The 20,239-nt window shown below is 61.9% G+C and carries 23 protein-coding genes; 11 read left to right on the top strand and 12 right to left on the bottom strand.

Annotation, left to right across the window (positions count from 1 at the left end):
* Positions 1–23: 23 nt before the first annotated feature.
* From ATO9_RS20585 to flgB, 5 genes are read right to left on the bottom strand one after another with little or no spacing between them, the layout of a single operon-like run.
* Positions 24–818 (bottom strand): transglycosylase SLT domain-containing protein, encoded by a 795-nt coding sequence (locus ATO9_RS20585; RefSeq protein WP_052418499.1) that lies wholly within the window; start codon positions 816–818, stop codon positions 24–26.
* Positions 818–1,060: a flagellar biosynthetic protein FliQ gene (locus tag ATO9_RS20580; protein WP_043753945.1), complete on the bottom strand. Its 243-nt coding sequence runs from the start codon at positions 1,058–1,060 to the stop codon at positions 818–820. Before ATO9_RS20580 ends, ATO9_RS20585 begins: the two co-directional genes overlap by 1 nt.
* A gap of 37 nt (positions 1,061–1,097) precedes the next feature.
* Complete coding sequence (gene fliE, locus ATO9_RS20575; protein WP_043753880.1) at positions 1,098–1,424, bottom strand: flagellar hook-basal body complex protein FliE; 327 nt, start codon at positions 1,422–1,424, stop codon at positions 1,098–1,100.
* Positions 1,425–1,432: 8 nt separating this feature from the next.
* Positions 1,433–1,843 carry a flagellar basal body rod protein FlgC gene (flgC, locus tag ATO9_RS20570; RefSeq protein WP_043753878.1) on the bottom strand — a complete coding sequence of 137 codons (411 nt, stop codon included), beginning with the start codon at positions 1,841–1,843 and terminating at the stop codon, positions 1,433–1,435.
* Between the two features lie 10 nt (positions 1,844–1,853).
* Positions 1,854–2,252, bottom strand: coding sequence for a flagellar basal body rod protein FlgB (flgB, locus tag ATO9_RS20565; RefSeq protein WP_043753877.1), 399 nt, complete (start codon positions 2,250–2,252; stop codon positions 1,854–1,856).
* A 90-nt stretch (positions 2,253–2,342) separates the two neighbouring features.
* On the opposite strand from flgB, the gene fliI reads away from it, so the two are divergent.
* On the top strand, positions 2,343–3,701 hold the full coding sequence (gene fliI / locus ATO9_RS20560) for a flagellar protein export ATPase FliI (RefSeq protein WP_043753875.1): 1,359 nt from the start codon (positions 2,343–2,345) through the stop codon (positions 3,699–3,701).
* Positions 3,702–3,712: 11 nt separating this feature from the next.
* On the opposite strand, the gene repC is transcribed toward fliI, so the two are convergent.
* The 6 genes from repC to motA form a co-directional block, all read right to left on the bottom strand.
* Positions 3,713–4,867: a plasmid replication protein RepC gene (gene repC, locus ATO9_RS20555; RefSeq protein WP_043753873.1), complete on the bottom strand. Its 1,155-nt coding sequence runs from the start codon at positions 4,865–4,867 to the stop codon at positions 3,713–3,715.
* 195 nt (positions 4,868–5,062) lie between these two features.
* A complete protein-coding gene (repB, locus tag ATO9_RS20550) occupies positions 5,063–6,034 on the bottom strand; it encodes a plasmid partitioning protein RepB (RefSeq protein WP_043753870.1) in 972 nt (323 codons plus the stop codon).
* Positions 6,034–7,209 (bottom strand): plasmid partitioning protein RepA, encoded by a 1,176-nt coding sequence (gene repA, locus ATO9_RS20545; protein ID WP_043753869.1) that lies wholly within the window; start codon positions 7,207–7,209, stop codon positions 6,034–6,036. The genes repB and repA overlap by 1 nt, the downstream gene beginning before the upstream one ends.
* Positions 7,210–7,371: 162 nt before the next feature.
* On the bottom strand, positions 7,372–7,788 hold the full coding sequence (locus ATO9_RS20540; RefSeq protein ID WP_043753867.1) for a flagellar FliJ family protein: 417 nt from the start codon (positions 7,786–7,788) through the stop codon (positions 7,372–7,374).
* A complete protein-coding gene (locus ATO9_RS20535; RefSeq protein WP_043753865.1) occupies positions 7,788–8,045 on the bottom strand; it encodes a hypothetical protein in 258 nt (85 codons plus the stop codon). The genes ATO9_RS20540 and ATO9_RS20535 overlap by 1 nt, the downstream gene beginning before the upstream one ends.
* Positions 8,042–8,908: a flagellar motor stator protein MotA gene (motA, locus tag ATO9_RS20530; protein WP_043753863.1), complete on the bottom strand. Its 867-nt coding sequence runs from the start codon at positions 8,906–8,908 to the stop codon at positions 8,042–8,044. The genes ATO9_RS20535 and motA overlap by 4 nt, the downstream gene beginning before the upstream one ends.
* A 131-nt stretch (positions 8,909–9,039) precedes the next feature.
* Here motA and ATO9_RS20525 point away from each other — a divergent pair, with 131 nt between their 5' ends.
* The 10 genes from ATO9_RS20525 to ATO9_RS20480 all read left to right on the top strand — a co-directional run bounded on the left by ATO9_RS20525 (position 9,040) and on the right by ATO9_RS20480 (position 19,390).
* Complete coding sequence (locus ATO9_RS20525; RefSeq protein ID WP_043753861.1) at positions 9,040–10,239, top strand: hypothetical protein; 1,200 nt, start codon at positions 9,040–9,042, stop codon at positions 10,237–10,239.
* Positions 10,236–11,579 (top strand): FkbM family methyltransferase, encoded by a 1,344-nt coding sequence (locus tag ATO9_RS23675; protein ID WP_052418498.1) that lies wholly within the window; start codon positions 10,236–10,238, stop codon positions 11,577–11,579. The genes ATO9_RS20525 and ATO9_RS23675 overlap by 4 nt, the downstream gene beginning before the upstream one ends.
* 1 nt (position 11,580) lies before the next feature.
* A complete protein-coding gene (locus tag ATO9_RS20515) occupies positions 11,581–13,440 on the top strand; it encodes a hypothetical protein (RefSeq protein WP_043753860.1) in 1,860 nt (619 codons plus the stop codon).
* Positions 13,441–13,559: 119 nt separating this feature from the next.
* A complete protein-coding gene (locus ATO9_RS20510) occupies positions 13,560–13,889 on the top strand; it encodes a MucR family transcriptional regulator (protein ID WP_081979689.1) in 330 nt (109 codons plus the stop codon).
* Positions 13,890–13,964: 75 nt separating this feature from the next.
* Positions 13,965–14,390 carry a Ros/MucR family transcriptional regulator gene (locus tag ATO9_RS20505; protein ID WP_043753858.1) on the top strand — a complete coding sequence of 142 codons (426 nt, stop codon included), beginning with the start codon at positions 13,965–13,967 and terminating at the stop codon, positions 14,388–14,390.
* A 17-nt stretch (positions 14,391–14,407) separates the two neighbouring features.
* A complete protein-coding gene (locus ATO9_RS20500; RefSeq protein ID WP_043753855.1) occupies positions 14,408–15,403 on the top strand; it encodes a flagellar motor protein MotB in 996 nt (331 codons plus the stop codon).
* A 371-nt stretch (positions 15,404–15,774) separates the two neighbouring features.
* On the top strand, positions 15,775–16,446 hold the full coding sequence (locus ATO9_RS20495) for a hypothetical protein (RefSeq protein ID WP_043753850.1): 672 nt from the start codon (positions 15,775–15,777) through the stop codon (positions 16,444–16,446).
* Positions 16,447–16,545: 99 nt separating this feature from the next.
* Positions 16,546–17,295: a sigma-70 family RNA polymerase sigma factor gene (locus ATO9_RS20490; protein WP_043753848.1), complete on the top strand. Its 750-nt coding sequence runs from the start codon at positions 16,546–16,548 to the stop codon at positions 17,293–17,295.
* Entirely contained in the window at positions 17,295–18,716 is a 1,422-nt protein-coding gene (locus ATO9_RS20485) for a flagellar hook-length control protein FliK (protein ID WP_043753845.1), read from the top strand. The genes ATO9_RS20490 and ATO9_RS20485 overlap by 1 nt, the downstream gene beginning before the upstream one ends.
* Positions 18,717–18,727: 11 nt before the next feature.
* Positions 18,728–19,390: a flagellar hook assembly protein FlgD gene (locus ATO9_RS20480; protein ID WP_052418496.1), complete on the top strand. Its 663-nt coding sequence runs from the start codon at positions 18,728–18,730 to the stop codon at positions 19,388–19,390.
* Here ATO9_RS20480 and ATO9_RS20475 read toward each other — a convergent pair whose 3' ends face one another.
* A complete protein-coding gene (locus ATO9_RS20475) occupies positions 19,391–20,230 on the bottom strand; it encodes a hypothetical protein (protein WP_156127930.1) in 840 nt (279 codons plus the stop codon).
* Between the last annotated feature and the right edge of the window lie 9 nt (positions 20,231–20,239).

The following is a 20,239-nucleotide window of genomic DNA, read 5'->3' as shown; positions in this document are numbered from 1 at the left end:
CTGTAGCTTTCAGACGCGCTCATCTACGACCCCTGGCTGAGGGCCGGCAGGATCGGCGCAATGTTGTTCGGACCAAAGAGCGTTCGCCCCCCCTGCCCGTCATGGGCCTCGCGCCCCAGCCATGCGGTCCAGAAGACACCCGTGGTCGGCATGCGACGGGCCGGGGCGGTCGGGGCCTGGGCTGTCCGCGGCGCACTGGCCCCAGCCATTTCGCGGAAATCGTCCAGCCGTGCATTGGCGACCTTCAGGTTCTGTTCCAGCCGGCCGAGATAGGCCTTTTGCAGGTCCTCGGTCCCGGAATGGTAGGACGCCGCCGCCTTGGCCCAGTCGCCCTTCTTCTCGTAGAGCCGGACAAGATACTCGGCTGCATATTCGACATTGCGGCGCGGGTTGAACCCGTCGGCAATCGTGTCGAACGCATCGGGATGCCAATGCATGTTGATCTGCATGCACCCCACGTCGATCGAGGTCGTGCCCTGCGCCCGCAATTCGCGCACCCAGTGAACGGCCTCTTCCTCGCTATTGAAATACTTGCCGGTGCCAGCCGCATTGGCCGTGTAGGGCCAGACCGTCAGCTCCCCACCCCGGTAGAGTCCGCTTTCTTGCAGGCCGATGCCAAGCAGCAGGTTGCCGGGGATCTGGTGACGCAGCTGGGCCAGCAGGATTTCACGGATACACATGCCGTTGACGGCGACGGGACCCGAAACGCTGCGCTGGTGCTCGGGCTCCGCCGCGCGCTCTGTCGGAGTGTAGAAACCCGACCATTGCGCCATGACCGCGCCGGGCCACAGCAGCAGGAGAATCGCGAGGAACCGCATCAGACCGTCCCGCTTGCGATCAGGTCGAAGACGCGGTCCGACAGGCCCTTGACCGTCGTGTAGATCAGCGGCGTCGCCACCAGCAGCACCAGGAAGATCGCGGCGATCTTGGGCACGAAAGTCAGGGTCATTTCCTGGATTTGCGTCAGCGCCTGGAAGAACGCGATGAACAGACCGACCGCCAACGCCACCACCAGGATCGGCGCCGAGGCGATGAGCACCGCCAGGAACATGTTCGACATGATGTCGTAGGTCAGGCTTTCGGTCACGGCGCCCTCGTCAGATCGGCATCTGCATGATCTGCTGATAGGCCTCGACCAGCTTGTCGCGGACAGAGACCGCCATGCGCAGCGTGGTTTCCATTTCCAGCGTGGCTTCGACGACCTGCTGTGCCGACACTTCGCCGACCAGGCCGGCTTCCTGCACCTTCTCCGACTCCTTGATGGAGGTGACGACGTCCTGCGCCGCCCCCTTCACCATGTCCGCGAAGTTGACGCCTTCCGCCGCAGCCGCGCTCTCGATCCCCTGGCCGGGGCCACCCTGCAACGTGCGGGACGACCCGTAGGCGTTGTTGACGAGGCCGGTGGTGATCAGCTTGTCGGTCATGTCGATCTCTATTTCAGCATATCAATGATCTGGGACCGCATCTTCCGGGCGGCTTCGAACATGTTCATGTTGGCTTCGTAACTGCGAGCCGCTTCGCGCATGTTCGCCATCTCGAGGATGGGCGACACGTTCGACACCTTGACGAAGCCGAACTCGTCGGCCGCCGGGTGCGACGGCTCGTACCGCAGCGCGAAGTTGGCATTGTCGCGCCCGATGCTCGACACTTCGACGGTGGAAACTCCGGTGTCGCGGTCCACCATTTCCTCGAAGGTGATGGTCTTGCGGCGATACGGGTCCTGCCCCGGCTCCATCGCGGTCGAGCTGGCATTGGCCACGTTCTCGGACACGACCTTCAGCCGCTCACCCTGGGCCAGCATGCCGCTTGCGGAAATCTTCAGAATGGAATCCAGCGCGTCCATTTAATCCCCCTTACCTGACGCCAGTCGCGGCAAGGGTCAGCAATTCATGCCCCTTGCGGTACAGCTGCGCAGCCAGGCGATAATTTTCGGCAGTTTCGGTTGCCTTGATCGTCTGCTGTTCAAGAGCGACCGTATTTCCATCCAACGATTGCTCGTAGGTCTGCTCGTCCTCGCGGATGGACACACCGGCGGCAACGCTCGTCGCACCGCCGATATGCTTGGAATTGGTGACCTTCAGACCACCCGTGGCCGCCCCGCGCATCACGTCGGCAAAATCGGTGACGTCACGCGACTTGTAGTTGGGCGTATCCGCATTGGCGACGTTCTGGGCAATCACCTGCTGGCGCGCACCAAGCCACTGCATCCGCTGGCCGGCGAGCTTGAAAAAAGACATGTCTGTCAGCTTCACAGCAAGGTTTCCTTTTGATTGGTCCAAGGATATACTTATATCAACCTAAGATTAGCATGATTAAAATCCCAAGAGCAATGGATAGTTAACATGAAGACAGCATTCTCACAGCTTTCTACCCTTGCTCGGAACACCGAAGGGTCAAGAATAGCCGGAGAGGTCAGTGCGATCACCGGCCTGACCCTGACAGTAGTGGGCCTGACCCGCGCTCTTGGCATCGGTCAACGTTGCACGATTTTCGGGCGCAAGGGCTCGGTCCTGGCCGAGGTCGTCGCCGTTGACGGCGAAGGCACACGGGTTCTGCCCTTCGGCACTTGGGACGGAGTCACCATTGGCGACCGGGTCGAGATCAGCACACAGGGCGAAAAGATCCGCCCCGACATCAGCTGGGTCGGCCGCGTGGTCGATGCCCTCGGCCGCCCGGTGGACGGCAAGGGCGTGATCCATGATGGGCCGCATCCCTGCTCTCCCAAAGCCGCGCCGCCGAACGCCTATTCCCGCCGTCGCGTCGGCGACCGGATCGACACCGGGGTGCGCGTCTTCGATGTTTTCACACCGCTCTGCAAAGGTCAGCGAATGGGCATTTTCGCGGGCTCTGGCGTCGGGAAATCCTCGCTCCTGTCGATGATGGCGCGCCGTGCAGAGGCGGACGTCATCGTCGTCGGCCTTGTCGGCGAACGTGGACGTGAGGTGCAGGATTTCATCCAGGACGATCTGGGCCAGGAAGGGCTCGACCGGTCGGTGATCGTCGTGTCCACCGGGGACGAACCGCCCCTGATGCGCCGGCAGGCCGCTTGGACCGCGACCGCCGTGGCCGAATACTTCCGTGACCAAGGGCTTCAGGTTCTGTTGCTGATCGACAGCGTCACCCGCTTTGCCATGGCGCAGCGAGAGATCGGCCTGGCCGGTGGCGAACCGCCGACGACCAAAGGCTACCCGCCTACCGTCTTCGCAGAGCTTCCGCAGCTGCTGGAACGCGCTGGACCGGGCACAGGTGAACATGGCGACATCACTGCCCTCTACACCGTCCTGGTCGATGGCGATGACATGAACGAACCGATCTCGGATTCCGTGCGAGGTATCATGGATGGTCACGTCGTTCTGGACCGCGCCATCGCGGAACAGGGCCGCTTCCCCGCCGTGAATCTTCAGCGCTCCATCTCCCGGATGCTGCCGGATTGTCACAACGATGGGGAATACGCTGTCCTTAAATCCGCGCGCCGTGCCCTCGCCCGCTACGCCGATATGGAAGAGCTTATTCGCATTGGCGCGTACCGTGAAGGCACCGATCCGGATATCGACGCGGCGATCCGTTTTGCGAAACCGGCCGAAGAGTTTCTGTCTCAGCAAAAGAAGGAATCCACGCCCAGCGATCAGGCCTTCGCCCGCCTCTTCGAATTGCTGAGCGATGCCGGGATCGAAGTCGCCTTGCCGCGCAAGGAGGGCTGAGTTGACAGCTGTCAACTTGCCACCCTCGCACCTTCCAAAGCCTTGAGCATGGGGATTGGTGAGAACCGACCTTCCCCGGCCTTCTTCGTCAAAGCCCGGAAATAGGCGCCGGGATTACCGATTTCGCCAATTCTCTGCACCATGGCGGCAAGGGTTGCCGTTGCATGTTCGGGTCCCATGATGCGGCATGCATCAGACCACCCCCTTGCGTCAATTCCGGTCATCGGAGCGACGCGACACATTGCGGAGACAAGGTCGGGCCAAGTCCTGGCGGGTCGGTCGAGGTAAGGCGCAATGTCTGGACAATTATCGAGGACCATACGAATTGGAACCTCGCTCCCTATTTCTAAGTTTTCTTTTTTTGAACTATGATAGTGCCGCTCATTCCGGGCATCATTGCCGCTCAAAACAGGTGTTTCGTCCAGGATTTCTTCGGTGTTGTCCTGCGGGATATCCACACCCAATTGGTTGTGAACGTCCGTCAGGAAACTCTGCATTCTCGCATGCATCTCCTCGATTTCCGTGAGAGAGAGCTTTCGGCGCAGGTAGCGTCGGGCCAGCTGCGCCTGGTCGTCGAACGCGTCCAGGTTGGCAGACTGACCGCTGTTAATCGCATAGAGGATCAGCTTGGTCGCATCGCGTAGCATCAGCGAGATCTCCTCCCGCAATTCCTTGATCCGATCACGTCGCTGCATTTCTGCCGTAGCTCTTTCGGCGATCTCTGGCGCAAGGGTCAGCAGAGGACGGAGATCAAAGCCGAAGGCGCGCGTGATCTGTCCGCCTTGCCCGCGGCGTGCATAACGCTTTCCGTTCGGGCTGTCGTGACGCAGGATCAGGCCGGCCTTGACCAACGCGGCCAGATGCCGACGCAGAGTGCTTTCCGGCATGCCGTGGGCGCGCTCACAGATCGAGGTATTGGATGCGAAGACAACCATCGGTGTGCCGTCTGTCAGCTCGGCATGAGGGTGGAACGTCAGCAGCACTTGCAGCAGGGCCAAGGTCCGATCCCCGATCCCATATTGATCCCTGACAACCGAGAGGCTGTTCAGGACATCCCATTTTCCGACGCTGGGGAGGGTCGAAACTCCGTTTCCTTTGGCCTGATGGTCCAATAGGTCGGCCGTCACCGGCCGCCGCCCGAAGGGCGTCGTTGTCACTGTCCGCATTTTTTCTTCACGAAGGCAAATCTTCCCCGTTCACCGCCTCTGGCGGTGTTGACAGCTGTCAACCTGAAGGGCTAGATTCGAGGTGCTAGAACGAAAACGGCCTCTCGGGATGATATGTCCTGGGGGGTCTTTTTTATTGATTTTGCCTCTGGTCGTGCCTCCTTTGTGTCCTCTGCTCCTGTCGGGCTTGCGCCCTTATTCTCCGCGGGCTTTCAGCCAGTCACGGTGAATCTCTGCGATATTGTCGATCAGCCAGTCCTCGAACCCGTCGGCCTGTTTGGCATCGAAGGTGAGAACGGTTTTGCGACCGGATTTCTTTGCCCTGGCCAACGGCGCATCGTCCTGACCGGTCAGGGTTCTTTCCGCTGGCTTCGGTTTGGCCTTGGTTTCCGTCAATTCGGCCAGAACAGCCTCGAACCGTTGATCCGAAGAAAGACCTTCAGTTGCCTGCAATGTCTTTTGCAGTGCTTTCAGCGGGCGGTCCCGCGCCTCGAACCTGTCGGCCAGCATACGCCACCGATCGCGACCAGCCGCGGGCGCGGCACCGATCTCGGCGATCAGCTCGAAGGGCAGGGCGTCCGCGACGCTCAGCATTCGGGAAATCACGGTCTTGTCGATATGCAGGGCGTCACAGATCACCTTCCGGTCGAACCCGCCATCCCGCATTTGCCGGGCGAAGTTCGCCTTTTCGATGAAGGTTAGGTCTCGCCGGGCAGCGTTTTCCTGACCCTGGGCAATCACCAGGTCGCGGTCATTCAGATCGCGGACCATCGCCTTGACCGGCATGTTCAGGGCCTTCAGCGCCGCAACCCGACGCCGGCCATAAACCACCTGGTAGCGACCTTCTTCGTTCGGATCATGCCGCAACAGGACAGGGACCTGCTGGCCATATTCCTGAAGCGATGCTTTCAGGGCGTCCTGCTCAGCTTGGTCCTCGCCCAGTCGGTCCACCAGACCACCGGGGTCGATCATGTCGGCGGGAACCTCGATCAAGGCGCGGCTTTTCAGTTCCGCGATCGACTGGCTGACGGCACCAATCGCACCCTTGGAATAGCGCGGCCGGGCAGGGGAGGGGGCTTCGGTCTTCTCGGCGTCAGGCGGATCCGTCCGGTCCGCTTGTTTCGGCATGTCGCCCATCAGACCTTTCAGCAAATCCTTGCGTGCCATCAGCGTCCCCAAGCCTCCTGGATCAGGCCTTCGATCTCGCCGTTCACGGCGTCCAGGCTTTCGCGCGCCCTGTCATAGGTCGTCCGGGTGAATTGGCTCTTTTCCACCTCATACAGGGTCTGTTTCGTGATCCCGGCATCGGAAATCGCGGTGGATTTGAGGACTGGATGGTTCAGGACGTACTCTCCGAACATGGACCGCATGAAGCTGACCATCTGGTTCTGCGGCCCGTCGCCCGGTTCGTACCGGGTCACGACATAGCGCATCCAGTCATAATCCATATTGCCGCCAGCCTCGCTGACCACTCCCAGCAGGTTCGAGGTCATCAGCAGGAATTGACACATGGACATCACGTCCAACATCTGCGGATGCACGGTCACCAGCACGGCGGTCGCGGCCGACAGGGCCGACATCGTCAGAAAGCCCAGCTGCGGCGGACAATCGATCACCACGAGGTCATATTCAGACTCTATTTCAGCCAATTTGTCCCCGACACGGGTAAAGAACAAAGACCCCGACCGCTCGGCCAGAGCGCGGGGCGTTTCGTGTTCGAACTCCATCAGGTCCAGGTTGCCCGGGACCAGGTCGAGATTGGTGAAATACGTCTTCTGGATCACGTCGCTTAGCGGCACCGGATCCTCGTAGCGGATCGCGTCATAGAGCGTGCCACCGTCCAGAAGGTCGAATTCCGGCTGAAACCCATGCAAGGCAGACAGGGAGGCCTGGGGATCAAGGTCGATCGCCAGCACCTTGTAGCCGTCCAGCGCAGCTTTCTGCGCCAGATGCGCGGCAGTCGTCGTCTTGCCGGACCCACCCTTGAAGTTGATGACGGTAATGACCTGAAGGTGATCGCCGTCGCGCCGGCCTGGCATGTAGGTGCCGGTCACCTTTGCGCCGGCCTCCAACATCTCGCGCAGGGCCTGAATGTCATCGGCGCTGTAATAGCGCCGACCATTGCCGCGCATCTCGACCTCGGGGGCCTTCCCATCCAGGTGTAGTTTGCGCAGATAAGAGTCTTTTACGCCTAATAGAGCCGCAACTTCCCCCGCCGTGAACTTTCGCATTTCCTTGCGGGCATTCGGGGGAAACAACTGGGACCGATGCTGCTGGAGCCGCTCTGAAAGCTTCTCCGCGTGGTCGCCCACAAGTTTATCGATCCGTTCGTGACGGCGCATTGCGACTGCCCTTCTGTGCATCCGATTGTTACGGATTTTGTCGTTTTCGACGCTTTGTTCCGTAATTAGATGCCCAGCTTTGCAGATTCGGGCAAGCAGAATCTGCCACAATTAGTGTTTTCAGGGGCTACTAGACACTTATCTAGTGTGAAATCGCCACTTCTAGCGGTTCCACCGCAAGATCGTGATCTCTTCCAGCTCGGCCGCTTCGCGTTTCGCAAGGGCTGCCTGCTCCTCCCGAAGGTCTTTCAACCGAACCGATTCGAACACTTTCTGCTCGCGGTAGAGCTCTCTGAGCTTTTCCTCGAACTTGGCCAGTTCCGGCTCGATCACTTTCAGCTGGATGTCGATCTGGCGGATCTGCGTGCGCACGGAGTCCACGAAGGACGCGATGTAGGGCACAGCCTCGATCGCGTCGGAATAGCGTTCGCGGTTCAGCTTGTCGTTCAATTCGCGCTTCTGCCGGGCCAGCTTGTCCCGCTTTGCACGAACGGTCGCCATGTCGCGAGACACCTGGTCGATCTCGTTGCCTCGCAGACGTTCCATCACGGACAGGGCGCGCCGCCGCTTGGTCGACATCAGTGACCGCTCCCTTTCTTGGGCGTCTGCGTGTCTTCAGCTCGGTATTGGCCGCGTTTCTTCAGGATGGCGATGCGCATCTGTTCCAGGATTTCCGGCGAAAAGGTCACGTAGGAACCGGGCCGCTGCACGGAATAAGGCTGACCATCCGCACCGGGCGCGTCGACAGGGTCCGTGTTGGGCCGGCTTGCATTGCCGCCCGCGGCGTCAACAGCACCCGGAAGCAAGGCCAGAAACAGAACGAACGCGCGGATCATACCGCCGGCAATTCTTTCTGGGTCGCTTCGACCTCGTAGAAATCGGGCTGCAACCGGGTCGGAATGTTGCCGCGGCCGATCTCAACGCAGATGTTCGGGGGATGAGCGGCGACCATGGCAACAAAGATATCGCGGATCACGTGATAGAAGGCCGAGTCCTCTTCCTCGATCTGGGTCAGGCGCCCGGAAATCGGTTGCACCATGCAATAGGCGAGGAACACGCCCAGGAACGTCCCGACAAGCGCGCCGCCGATCATGGCACCCAGAACCTCCGGCGGTTGGTCGATCGACGACATCGTCTTGATCACTCCCAGAACAGCCGCGACGATCCCGATCGCCGGCAAACCGTCCGCCATCGTCTGGATCGCATGGGCGGCGGCCAGGCTTTCGTGGTGATGCTTCTTGATCTTGCGGTTGATGACGTCTTCGGTCGCGTACTTGTCGTCGAACTGCATCGACAACATGCGGAAACTGTCCCGGATCAGGTCCAGCGCAAAGTGGTCTTTGGCGATCTTGGGGTAACGACCGAAAATTTCGCTGCCGCTCGGATTCTCGATATGATCGTCCAGGGCGAGGATGCCGCGCGTCCGGTAGATGCGGGTCAGTTCGAACATCAGCGACAGAAGATCGTTGTAATCCTGTCCCTTCCACCTCGAGCCCTTCAGGACCTTACCGACGCCCTTGAGCGAGGATTTGATCACCGAGAAGGAGTTCGCGATCACGAAGGACCCGATTGCCGCGCCCCCGATCATCATGCCTTCGAAGGGCAGGGCATGAAGAACAATGTCCATCTTGCCGCCCGAAAGCATAAAGCCCCCGAACACCAGGCCGAAAACCATTGCCAGGCCAAGGAACAACGTCATTTTCTGTCACCTATGCTGCTGCGCGCCGTATTGTTCTAAGTTATTTGCGGTCTAGCATATGTATAATTGACATCGGATCAAGTATAAACAAGAATAGATCGCAATTGTTTCTTGCTTATGCGGGGCGTTTGATGGGCAGAGCTGACAAGCTGGCGTATTTCCTTGAGGCTGAGCAGCTGGCAGGGATCTTTGCCGAATGGCCGGACGAGATGAACGTCGTGCTCTGCCTCGACGAGGATGGCGGCTGTGAAATCCTTGTATATCACAAGGATGAAGGCCGCGGCGTCCTGCGCAAGGTGTCGTCCGTGCTGCAGCGGCCCATGGGGCAGTTCATGGTCGTGCCCGAAACGAAGGGTTATCCGACGCGGCGTGTCCTGTTCTCGGAAGAGCAGAAGATGCTGAACCTCGTGGCCGAGGCCTATGACCTGCCCGAGATTGCCCAGGACTACGCAATCAACTTTCAGTACGCGGTCGATCAGGGGCTCGACCCCGATACGATGCGCCCGACCGAAGGAGCCAAGCCGCGGGAGCGTCCTGCGGCTCCGGGGCCGAAATTCCGCCACCGCTCCGGCGCGGCGCTGGCCAATGACATCAAGCCGCCGCGCCCCGTTCGCCCGCGGATCAAGTTGTCGATGGGTGGGCTTGGGAAGAAGCTGAAGCCCGAAGCGCCCGCCGAACCTTCCATGCCGCACGGCTATGCCCCTGCCGGCAGCAAGGGTCGCGAGGATTGTTCTTTCGAACACGCGCATCTTTACTGCCAGGATGGTCATGTCCGTCTCGTCATTGCGCCGGAACGTGTGACGATCCGGACCGAGCCGCGAACCATTTCCGATGTCGGATTCAGAGACGATTTCGCCCGTTTCATGCTGCCGCGTGCGGCGCTGAACGGGTGGCGCAGTGGCGAGGCGCAGGTTATCGACATGCCGGTGGAAAGTTTTCCCGCAGCGCTGGCCCGCCGTTATGACGGCCAGGCTCGGCATGCCGAGGTGACCGTAACGTCGCGCGGCGTCTTTGTTGCTCCCGGCGCGTTGGTCGAAGGGTGGGTGCCGCCGGATGCACGACGCAAGCCGATCCTGCGCCGCGTCTTCACCCCGGCGCGTGTGATGGTCCTGACCGTGCTGGGCCTTGGGCTTGGGGCAGGGGCCTACATGATCCGCACCGATGGAATCGAGCCGCTGCAATTCGGCCTCGACCTCAAGATCTTCGACGAGGCGCCGGCGCCCGCTGCCCTCGAAAGCTCCGTCGAACCCGAGGTCACTCGCCAAACCGGGTCTCCGCTCAGCCTCATCGACGCGATGGCGCGCGAGGAAGAGCGGAGCGAAGGAGAATGATCTGCACGATCATCACGCCGGTCGGTCCGGGGCACATGGAGCTGTTCCAGACCAGCTGTGCGCCGTCCGTCGAACAGGCCAAGGCGTGGAACATGGGGCCGTTCACCGAGGTCCGGCACCTGATGATGGACGATACGGAGGGGAAGTTCGGCCGCTCCGCCCGCCGGAACGAAGCGATCGCAATGGCGCAGGAGGCCGGCTCGGACTGGGTTTTCTTCCTCGACGCCGATGATGTGATGACGCCGAACGCCTTCGAAGGCTTCGGGCGTATCATCGCCGAGGAGCCCGATCTTCAGGCGGTTTGGGGTCTGATCTGTACCTTCGACGAGGGCGGCGAACCCGGCCTGCGCGAAGACCAGGCAGAGCGGCTCGACACCCGCGAAGACTTCCTGTCGTTCCCGCCCTATGCGGCCGTTCAGATCGGCGGGTTCATCCGGACCGATTGCGCTGCGCGGTTCGGTTTCGATGCGGATATGGATACGGGCGAGGATTACAAGCTTTACTGTCAGCTGTGGGACCAGTGCCGCTGTGGCAAGCGGGCCGAGATCTTCTTCGTCAACCGGCGTGGCCAGCATTCGACGGGGCCACGGTCCGCCACGGGTGAGGATTGGTATCACGAAACCAACCGCCAATGGGCGGAGCAACTGAAACAGGTCGAGGTCTGGGCCACAATCCGCGACGGGGAGGGCGCACCGGCCCGGATGCGGGTGACGAACCCGAACGACCTGATCCAGATGACCCACCTGCGCGGCAAGTTCTTCGAGGCCGACAGCCTGGCCAAGCTGAAGAAGCTGGTAAAGGCGCCGTCCCCCCGCATTGTTGAGGTGGGCGCGAATATCGGCAATCACGTGGTCTGGTATGCCCAGCACCTCGATGCGTCACGCATCTACCCGGTCGAACCGAACCCCGAGGCGCTTACGCTCTTGAACCAGAATATCGCGGCCAACGGCATCGACACGGTGATCGACCGGCGGGGCATGGGCTATGGTGCCGGCAAGTCTACCGGGACGTTCCGCACCCAGACCGACAATGCCGACAACCTTGGCGCAACGCGTCTGGTGGCCGATGAAACGGGTGGAATCGAGACGAAAACGCTCGACGCGATGATGGGGGACGAAAAGGTCGACTTCATCAAGATCGACGCCGAGGGGATGGAGCTTGATGTCCTCGAAGGGGCCCGCGACCTGATCGCCCGGGACAAGCCCGTCATCTGGGTCGAGGTGCTGCGCGAAAACATGCTGGGTTTCGCCCAGTCTTGGTGCAAGTCCGCCGGTTACCGGATCGTCGACAGTACCACTTACGTCAACACGATCGATTACTTCGCTATCCCGAAGGAGTGACATGGCCGATACAACTCTCTCTCGCAAGGACCGTCGCGCCAAGATCGCCAAGGCGTCGAAGATCTATGGGATCAAGGGCCAGGAATCCCTTGACCTGCACGAGGCGTATCGGGCCCTGAACCAGAACGACGTGAAACGGGCGGTCCAGCTGGCCCACCCGATCACGAAAAGCCACCCGAAAAGCGTGCATGCCTGGGTGGTCATGGGCGGCGCGGCCCTTGCACAGCGCGAAGGGAAGACCGCGCAGGCATTCTTCCAGCGCGCGCTGGATTTTGCGCCCAGCGATACCGGTGCGCTGGTCGGGCTGGCCAAGTCCTTCGTGCTGCAGGCCGACCCTTACGAGGCCGTGAGCACGGCCGAACGGGCCTTCGCCGCCGGCGCTGACGAGATCGGCCTTGCCCGCCTCTATGCCGAGCTGATGTCGGAAATGGGCCGCAGCCAAGCCGCGACCGATGTGCTGGCCCCCGTCGCCCTGCGGCTGGAGGATCCGACGCTCTGCATGCGGCTGGCCGATCTGCTGTGCGATTATGACGAGACCCGCCGGGCCGCCGAATGGTTGGAACGCGCCTGGCGTATCGATCCGGAAGTCGAGGCGCACCGCATCGCCCGGCTGCGCGCGATGGTCTACCTGCGCAAGCTGGACCAGGCGAACAAACTGGCCGACGAATTGCTGGCCGATCCCAGCGTGAAGGACCGTGACACCGTCATCGTCTACAAGGTCATGATCCTGCGCACGACCAACCGCCCCGAAGAGGCGTTGAAGGTCGCCGAGGATCACGAATTCGCCTCGCCCGCGCGGTATTCGGAGATGCGCGGCGTGATGGCCAACATCCTTCAGGATATCGGCCGCAGTGACGAGGCCGACAGCGCCTATCTGGAAGGCGTTCACGCCGGGGGTACCAACCTCAAGATTGCCAAGGCCTACGGGGTCTACCTCATGCGGCGCGGCGACTTCGAAAACGGCGCGACCTATTACGCGGAGCGGTTCGAAAAGGGGCAGCGGGGGCATGTGCCCTATGAAAACTCCGCGCCCGAGAACCTGGAACAGGTCAAGCACCTCCGTCTGATCGGTGAGCAGGGGATCGGCGACCAGCTGGCGCTTCTGTCGTTGCTGCGTCTGGCGCCCGTCGAATTGGACAAGATCGAAGTTTCTCTCGTGTCGGACAAGCGCTTCGTGAAGGCGTTGGCCGATAACAGCTTCGGCTTCTCGGTTGTCGACAAGAAGGATTTTCTGGCCCAGCCCCAGGTGCTGGCGCGCAACGAACTTGTCTATATCGGTGACCTCGCCCGGTATCTCGACGCCAACAACACGGAACGGAAGCAGGGCGCCTGGGTCAAACCCGATGCCGCGCGGCTAAAGCATCTGCGCGACAAGTATCTGAGCCTCGCCAATGGGGCACCGATCATCGGCGCCGCCTGGGCCTCCGGGTCGATCCTGGGGCATCTGCGATCCGTGACGCTTCAGGACCTGCTGACAGCGGTGCCAGAAGGCGCGCTGGTCGTGAACCTGCAATACGGTGACCGCACCGCGGATATCGCGGCCGCGCGCAAGGCACGGCCTGACCTCACGATCCTCGACGATCCCGAGGTGGACCAGATGACGGACCTCGCCGGGTTCTTTGCACAGATCGCGGCAATGGACCGCGTGCTGAGCATCGACAACACCACCGTTCATGCCTGCGGCGTGCTGGGTCATCCCGATACCCATGTGCTGATTCCGACCGGGTCGGAATGCATGTGGTACTGGGGTGAAACCGAAAGCCGCGACCCCTGGTACGGCAACCTCAACCTCTATCGTCAGACAGTCCTCGGGGAATGGGAAGAGCCGCTTTCCAAGCTCCGGCAGGCCGTGTGTCCTTGATGCCCGGTAACAATTCTTGAGCGGGTCATGAAAAAGCCTAGGTTTTCAACTGCCTTTAACCTTAAAAGCGTATCTGTTCATCAACAGGTGGCGCAGGGCTGCATGGTGTGGGGCATTTGATGGGATTCGGGCGCATCAGAATATCGGGTGCCGCGGGCTTGATCCGTTGGGTTTCGGCCCTTCGGTTTCTTGGCCGCAGGCAGCATCGGGTGACTGGTGCCGCACTGCGTCCCGCTGTCCGGGTCGAGGACAGTGTCACACCCAACTTCCTTGTCTGCCTGGAAACCGGGTCGCGGCAGGTTCTGCTGCGGCGCCATCTGCGGGAAACCCTGCGGATGACCCCGGATGAATATCGGGATCGCTGGGGGCTTCCCCCGGAATACCCGATGGTGGCGGCGAACTATCTCCGTCGCAAGACGACCGTTCAGCGGACTCCGCGGAATGGCTAAGGCAACGAGCATAACGGGCCAGATCCGGCAAAAAGACCGGACAGAGACCCGATCGGGCAGTGACTGAGGACAGGCATGGCAGAAGAGACAAAGAAGGACATGATCGCGACGATCGTCGCATCCTTCGCCGCAAGGCCGGATGCGACACCGGACGCGATCGTCGAGCTTTACAACAGGCTCATGAACACGGACGGGGAGGGGGCTGAACCCGCCGCCAACCCTACGGCAGCAACCCCGGCGCTTCCGCCGGAACGCGCGGTGACCGAGGACAAGGTGTACTGCCTGTGCTGCGGACGCGGCTTCAAGATGCTGAAACGGCATCTGGGCGCGGAACATGGCCTAACGGAGGCCGAGTATCGCGCGATGTTCAACCTTCCCGCGGACATGGCGCTGGTCGCACCCAGCTATTCCCGCAAGAAGGCCAGCCATGCGAAACAGGCGGGCTTTGGCAAATATGATCGCGGTGTCCAGAAACAGGATAGCGACGAAGATATCTCCTGATCCCGGCGGAGTCGTTCATGGCCACCAACGAACCCATCATCATCAAGAAGATCGAAGAAGACGGCGGCGGCGGTCACCACGGTGGCGGCTGGAAGGTCGCCTATGCCGACTTCATGACCGCGATGATGGCCTTCTTCCTTCTGCTTTGGATCCTCGCTGCGTCGGATGAAGAGGCGCTGAGGGGCCTTGCCGATTACTTCACGCCCAGCCTGTCGCAGGCCGGCGGAACTGGGCAGGGGATGCTGGCCGGGACCATCGTGGCCAGCGACGGGGTGAATGGCGGCAGCAACGATCCGGGCAGCCGCTCGACCGCGCAGGTTCCGAATTTCGGGCAGGAAAACCCCCTTGCCGTGTTCGACAGCCGCCTGCGCGACGAACGGACCGAGGTCATCGTCGAATACGAGACCCAGGAAGACGGCACCATGGTCGAGGCCACGCCGGAACCGACCCCCGAGGCCTCTGCCGTGGAGGAAGCCACGCAGGAAATGGCCGAGGCCGAAGCCCGCGCCCAGGAGATCGCCGAACGCAACGCGGAAATGCAGGCGCTCGAGGAAGAGATCATCGCCCACGTGGTCGAACGCAGCGACCTGCAGGAATTCCAGGATAACCTGCGCTTCGACCGCACGCCCGACGGCCTGCTGGTCCAGATCGTCGACAAGGAGGGCCGGTCGATGTTCGCGCGCGGATCGTCCCGTGTCGATGCACGGACGCGCAGCCTGATCCGGATCATTGGTGAGGCGATCATGGATTTGCCCAACCCGATCGTCATCTCGGGTCATACGGACAGCGTGCCGTTTTCCTCGAACCAGGGATATTCCAACTGGGAGCTTTCCGCCGACCGGGCCAACGCGACGCGGCGGGTGCTGATCGATACTGGCGTGTCGCCGGCACGGATCACGCGAATCTCGGGCCTGGCAGCGACCGAACCGCTGACACCGGAAACCCCCGACGCGGCGGAAAACCGGCGGATCAGCGTCCTGCTGTCCTATCCCAACACGCGCGTGGACCGCTGAATTCGGCGAATCGTATCGGTTCTTACCAGGGGCCGTGTGTCCGGATATTGACCTGATGCGCGCTTTTGCGGCATCTGTGCGGTCCGACTTTTCCACAAGTCACGCCAGTGCGATTTGCACGTGATCCGGCAAAGGGTTGCTGGCCGAACCTCATCCCAATGGCTGCAATATATAGCGGCGCGGATCAGAGTTATCCCCATATTTCGTTAATCGATCCACCCTTAGTCGCTTTCCTCACACCCCCCATATCTGTACGTTGGAGACACAAGATATTGGGGCACACCATGAGGCACGACCGAGTACTGGAGAATATTTGGACAGGTCGCATAAGGGCGGCACGCGGCGGTTCTGCGACGGACCTGTCGCGCCAATTGCGTGCCCTGCTGCCGGTTCACCATGTCCTTCTGACGGCAGAGGCCTGCGTCGACCGGGTCTCTGTCATGCTCGACGACGCTGAACTGATGCCGGCCCTGCCTCTGGGCGATGTCATTGTCGAAGAGCTGGGCGTTGACGTCTCCTATGGCGCGCTTGTCATTCTGCGCGATGCGGGTTCGACGGGTCCCGTCTCCTACGATGCGGGGCTGATCCTTGGCGATGTGCTGCTGAACCTCATGCGGACCGGGCTCTTCGCGATGGACCGCGAAACCGACGCGCTTTTTGCAATGGCCGCGTCCTACGACAAGCTGGTCGAGGCCAGCGGTTTCCGCCATAGCGGCTTGGACCGGACCGAATTCCGCACCGGCCTTGCCGCGTCGCTTGGCGCATACTGGTCGGGTGTCCGTAATGCCGGGGCCGATACGACCGGGCTGTTCGATCGCCCCGATTTCCTGCGCCGTCCGGAACTGCCGCGCTACCTGCGCGCGCTCGATGCCAGCTTCTCCTGCACCGGGGCCGACGATATCCCGACCCGCCTCATGCTCCCTGCCGGCGGGACGCGGCCGTTTGACGAATGGGTGCAGCATGTCGGCCAGGTCGTATCCGCGGAAATCGGAGCGAATTCCAAGACTTCTGCAAGATCGGCCAACAATTCTCAAAGAAATTGAGTTCTTTTAACCTTCCTTAAATCAAACATTCCTTCAAACATTAACCAAACTGTGCTTTGCTAGCCTTGCGGTTTTGGCAAGGAAACCAGCAGTTTGAGCATGATGCCCATCAACTTCCAGGCGGCGATGAAGGAATCGTTGCTTGAGGCCCCCGAAGAGAGGGAGGCGATACGCCGCTGGCAGGTCGAAGGCGACCGCGCGGCGCTGGAGGTTTTGTTGCGCTCGCATGCTCGGCAGGCCTGGTCCCTTGCCTCCCGGTGGTCCGACAACCCGGCCCATCTGGAGGATCTGGCGGCCGAGGGCATGATCGGCCTGATCCGCGCGGCAGACAGTTTCGACCTTGATCAGGACGTGCGGTTTTCGACCTACGCGGCCTGGTGGGTGATGAACGGGATTTCCTCGGCCGTGGCACGGATCAAGTCGGTGATCGACGTGCCCTCGCGCGCCCTCGTCGAAATGCGCAGTGGCAAGCTGACCGACGAGGATCACGCCATGGTGCAGATGGCGATGCAAGGCATCGTCGCACTCGATGCCCCTGTCGGCGATGGCACCCTGTCCCTGCTCGACGCTCTGGTCAGCGCGGAACGCAACCCGGAGGAGGAGGCCGCTGCTGAATCCCTCCACCTCGCGCAGCAGGACCTGATTGCCCGCGCGCTGAACGTGCTGAACGACGACGAGGCAGAGGTGATCCGCCGCCGTCGTCTGCAAGCTGTGCCCGACAGCCTCGATGACGTGGCCGACGCGATGCGCATGTCGCGCGACAAGTTGCGGCAGGTCGAACGGCGCGCACTGACCCGGCTCAGACGGGTGCTGCTCGAAAACGGATTTCACAGGACGATGTTGAATTGATGAATGGACTGACGGCTCTCGGGGCCATGTCGAAACTGGCCGACGTGTTGAAGACCGGCGACAAGGACGCGCCGGTCAGCGAAACCGGTACGTCCTTTGCCGACCTGCTGGCGCAGGCCGTGGCCGGTGAGACGAATGGTGATGCGATCGCACCCGAGAAACTGACCCAGCTGGCCGAGGTCGTTTCGCAGTTCCGGAGCGAGGCGCGCGAAACACTGTCTGACCTTTTCCCGGATGGCGTGGTCACCGCCGGGCCCGAACTGATGGAATGGGCGCAGAAAATGTTGACCCGGCTCGACACGATGCTGGGCGACATCGGCGCCAGCGTCGCGGATCTGGGTCAGGTTCTGGCCGCCGTGCCGCCGGGTGCCGTCGGCGAGGTCATCACCGCAGAGCCCGGGGCCACGGAAGGGCAGGACATTCTCGCGCAGGCCGCCCGGCTTCTCGCACCGGATCGGACCGTAACGCCAGCGACGGAAGTGCAGGCAGGTCTCGATGCAAACGCCGCATCTAGTGCCGCGCCGCGGGCGGAACAAACGATCGCGCCTGCAGTGCCGGTTAACGGCTCCGGCAGGGGAGGTTCAGGCCAACCCATCGGCACCCCGACTGCGGCGGCCGCCGTGCAGACCAGCCAACAGCCTGACACGGCACCGGCGCAAAGCGCCGTCAGTACCTCGGTCATTGCCGCTGTCGCGCCTCCTGCGCAGCCCACTGCAACCCCCGCCAACCCGTTCGATCCGCGCATCTCGACAAAGCCGTCGGCCGTGAATGCCGCCGTGGCCAGCACAGGCGATCCGACCCAACCGAGCGTTTTTACAGAGGTCACGTCCCTGTCACCCATGCCCGAGGCGTTGCGCCTGATCCTGTCGCAGGCCCTGATCGCCCCGGCGGATCCGGCCGCCGCGCCCGAGGTTCAGTCGATCTTCGCCGCGACGACGCCTGCGCCGCTGGTGCAGGCCGTCACGCCCGCCATCGCCGCGGCCGTTCCAACCCCGGCCCAGCAACAGGCGCCGCAATCCGGCTTTGCGCGCAACCTCGCGGGCCAGATCCGTGGCGTTTCGTTCTCCGAGGGGACCACGCGGATCGAATTGTCGCCTCAGGGCCTCGGTGGGATCGAGATCGAGATCTCGCCCGATGAGGCTGGCAAACTGCGGGTGGTTCTCAGAGCGGAGAACCCCGCCGTGCTGAACGCCATGCGCAGCGATCGCGAAATGCTGGCCGGCCTTTTGCGCGACGGCGGCGCCACGGTCGAAGACGGCGCGATGAGCTTCGAGGATCTCGGCCAGCGCCGCGGCACGTCGCAGCAGCTCTCCGAACCGGGCCTGACCGCCCTTGGCAGCGCCGAGGCGGATGAAATCGAAGAACTCCCAGACATGACGGATCCGGTGCCCGAAGACGGCCGGATCAACATCCTGACGTAAGGACCAGACAGATGGTAGGTGAAGTCACCGGCAGCCTCGGCAATACCAGCAGCACAGCGAATGTCGCCTCGCAGAAACTGAGCGCGGATTACGAAAGCTTTCTGAAATTGCTGACCGCGCAGCTACAGAACCAGGACCCGCTGGAGCCGATGGACAGCTCCACCTTCGTGTCGCAGCTTGCGCAGCTCAGCCAGGTGGAACAGTCGATCCAGACCAATAGCCACCTCGAGTCCATCGCCGCCAAGCTGAACACGGCGGGCCTGACCAACGACCTTGGTCTTATCGGCCGCCAGGTCAGCGTGCCCGGAAACGAGTTTGACGTGGTCGGCGGGCGCGGGTCTTTCGACTATATGCTGGAACAGGAAGTGGCGAGCGTCAGCGCAGTGATCCGCGACCGATCCGGCACGTTGCTGCGGCAGCTCGGAGGGCTGTCGACTGAAGTGGGCGCGCTGAAATCGGTGACCTGGGACGGCCTCGATTACGAAGGGCTGACGGTGCCCGATGGCACTTACCAGGTCGAGATCACGGCCTTCGACGGCGATGGCAACGAGGTGCCGGTCGCGCCCTACATGCTGGCCACAGTGGATCGGCTGACCCTGTCCGGCGGCCTCGCGCAGCTGCACCTGTCCAACGGGGAAACGGCGCTGTCGACCGATATCCTCGCGGTGCAATGATCAGCCGCGCGGCACATCCGTCTTGTAGAGCGACAGGAACAGAACGTCCTCGACACCCTTGAAGTTCGTCTTCAGGTCCATGGACAATTTCCTGGCCAGCATATCCTCATCGATCGCGGAAGCTTGCAGGATGTGGGTCTCGGCAGCGGTGTGCATGGATTTCATGATCGCATCCCGCAGACGGGTCGCGTTCTCGGCGGCGTAATAGTGGCTCGCCTCGTCCAGGTCGGTGACCGAGATACCGAAATCCGCGACGACATAGGTGATGCTCTGCGCCTTGTAGACGGGCACGGTCATACGGCCCAGCTTCACCACGTGCTTTTCGGATTCCTTGATCCGCTTGATCGCATTCTCGGCGATCCGCTTTTCGGTTTCCACCGGCAACAGCAGGGGATGGCCGGTCGTGCCCGGTTGGATATCCATCTCGGGCTTGGTGAGATTTACGGCATCCGGCGCGGCCTTTTCGGGCGTGTGCCCGGCGACCTTGGTCGGATCGGCCAGTTCCTTGACGGGTGCCTTGTGCTGCGGCGCCTTGTGGCCCTTGTCCTTCTTGTCCGCCTTGCGGTGAACATCCGTCGTCTTGAACGACGCCGGCACGATGCCGGTTTCGGCCGGGGTCTTGTGCCCGTCCGCGCTCTTGAACACGTCGCCTTCCTTGGACCCATGCGCTGGCATCTCGTCTGCCAGACGGCTCAGGACCTGCTCTGCCTCGGATTTCGGCGCTTCGTGGATTTCTCCTTGTGCCGCGGCGGAGGAGGGTCCCAGGACCGCGCCAAGACCATAGCCGGCCAAGGCGCAGATCGCGGGCACCACCGCAAGCATCACGTGCGTCTTTTTCATTGTTACACC

Origin of the sequence: Pseudooceanicola atlanticus, from assembly GCF_000768315.1 — a bacterium.
Lineage (GTDB): Bacteria > Pseudomonadota > Alphaproteobacteria > Rhodobacterales > Rhodobacteraceae > Pseudooceanicola > Pseudooceanicola atlanticus.
The sequence above is the reverse complement of the archived record's forward strand: the minus strand, read 5'-3'. Positions and strand labels throughout refer to the sequence as shown.

Excerpts from the sequence above, each read along its gene's own strand:
- ATO9_RS20585 (WP_052418499.1), bottom strand. The coding sequence starts at position 818 with ATGCGGTTCCTCGCGATTCTCCTGCTGCTGTGGCCCGGCGCGGTCATG.
- ATO9_RS20580 (WP_043753945.1), bottom strand. The coding sequence starts at position 1,060 with ATGTCGAACATGTTCCTGGCGGTGCTCATCGCCTCGGCGCCGATCCTG.
- fliE (WP_043753880.1), bottom strand. The coding sequence starts at position 1,424 with ATGACCGACAAGCTGATCACCACCGGCCTCGTCAACAACGCCTACGGG.
- flgC (WP_043753878.1), bottom strand. The coding sequence starts at position 1,843 with ATGGACGCGCTGGATTCCATTCTGAAGATTTCCGCAAGCGGCATGCTG.
- fliI (WP_043753875.1), top strand. The coding sequence starts at position 2,343 with ATGAAGACAGCATTCTCACAGCTTTCTACCCTTGCTCGGAACACCGAA.
- repC (WP_043753873.1), bottom strand. The coding sequence starts at position 4,867 with ATGCGGACAGTGACAACGACGCCCTTCGGGCGGCGGCCGGTGACGGCC.
- repB (WP_043753870.1), bottom strand. The coding sequence starts at position 6,034 with ATGGCACGCAAGGATTTGCTGAAAGGTCTGATGGGCGACATGCCGAAA.
- repA (WP_043753869.1), bottom strand. The coding sequence starts at position 7,209 with ATGCGCCGTCACGAACGGATCGATAAACTTGTGGGCGACCACGCGGAG.
- ATO9_RS20540 (WP_043753867.1), bottom strand. The coding sequence starts at position 7,788 with ATGTCGACCAAGCGGCGGCGCGCCCTGTCCGTGATGGAACGTCTGCGA.
- ATO9_RS20535 (WP_043753865.1), bottom strand. The coding sequence starts at position 8,045 with ATGATCCGCGCGTTCGTTCTGTTTCTGGCCTTGCTTCCGGGTGCTGTT.
- motA (WP_043753863.1), bottom strand. The coding sequence starts at position 8,908 with ATGACGTTGTTCCTTGGCCTGGCAATGGTTTTCGGCCTGGTGTTCGGG.
- ATO9_RS20525 (WP_043753861.1), top strand. The coding sequence starts at position 9,040 with ATGGGCAGAGCTGACAAGCTGGCGTATTTCCTTGAGGCTGAGCAGCTG.
- ATO9_RS23675 (WP_052418498.1), top strand. The coding sequence starts at position 10,236 with ATGATCTGCACGATCATCACGCCGGTCGGTCCGGGGCACATGGAGCTG.
- ATO9_RS20515 (WP_043753860.1), top strand. The coding sequence starts at position 11,581 with ATGGCCGATACAACTCTCTCTCGCAAGGACCGTCGCGCCAAGATCGCC.
- ATO9_RS20510 (WP_081979689.1), top strand. The coding sequence starts at position 13,560 with ATGGGATTCGGGCGCATCAGAATATCGGGTGCCGCGGGCTTGATCCGT.
- ATO9_RS20505 (WP_043753858.1), top strand. The coding sequence starts at position 13,965 with ATGGCAGAAGAGACAAAGAAGGACATGATCGCGACGATCGTCGCATCC.
- ATO9_RS20500 (WP_043753855.1), top strand. The coding sequence starts at position 14,408 with ATGGCCACCAACGAACCCATCATCATCAAGAAGATCGAAGAAGACGGC.
- ATO9_RS20490 (WP_043753848.1), top strand. The coding sequence starts at position 16,546 with ATGATGCCCATCAACTTCCAGGCGGCGATGAAGGAATCGTTGCTTGAG.
- ATO9_RS20485 (WP_043753845.1), top strand. The coding sequence starts at position 17,295 with ATGAATGGACTGACGGCTCTCGGGGCCATGTCGAAACTGGCCGACGTG.
- ATO9_RS20480 (WP_052418496.1), top strand. The coding sequence starts at position 18,728 with ATGGTAGGTGAAGTCACCGGCAGCCTCGGCAATACCAGCAGCACAGCG.
- ATO9_RS20475 (WP_156127930.1), bottom strand. The coding sequence starts at position 20,230 with ATGAAAAAGACGCACGTGATGCTTGCGGTGGTGCCCGCGATCTGCGCC.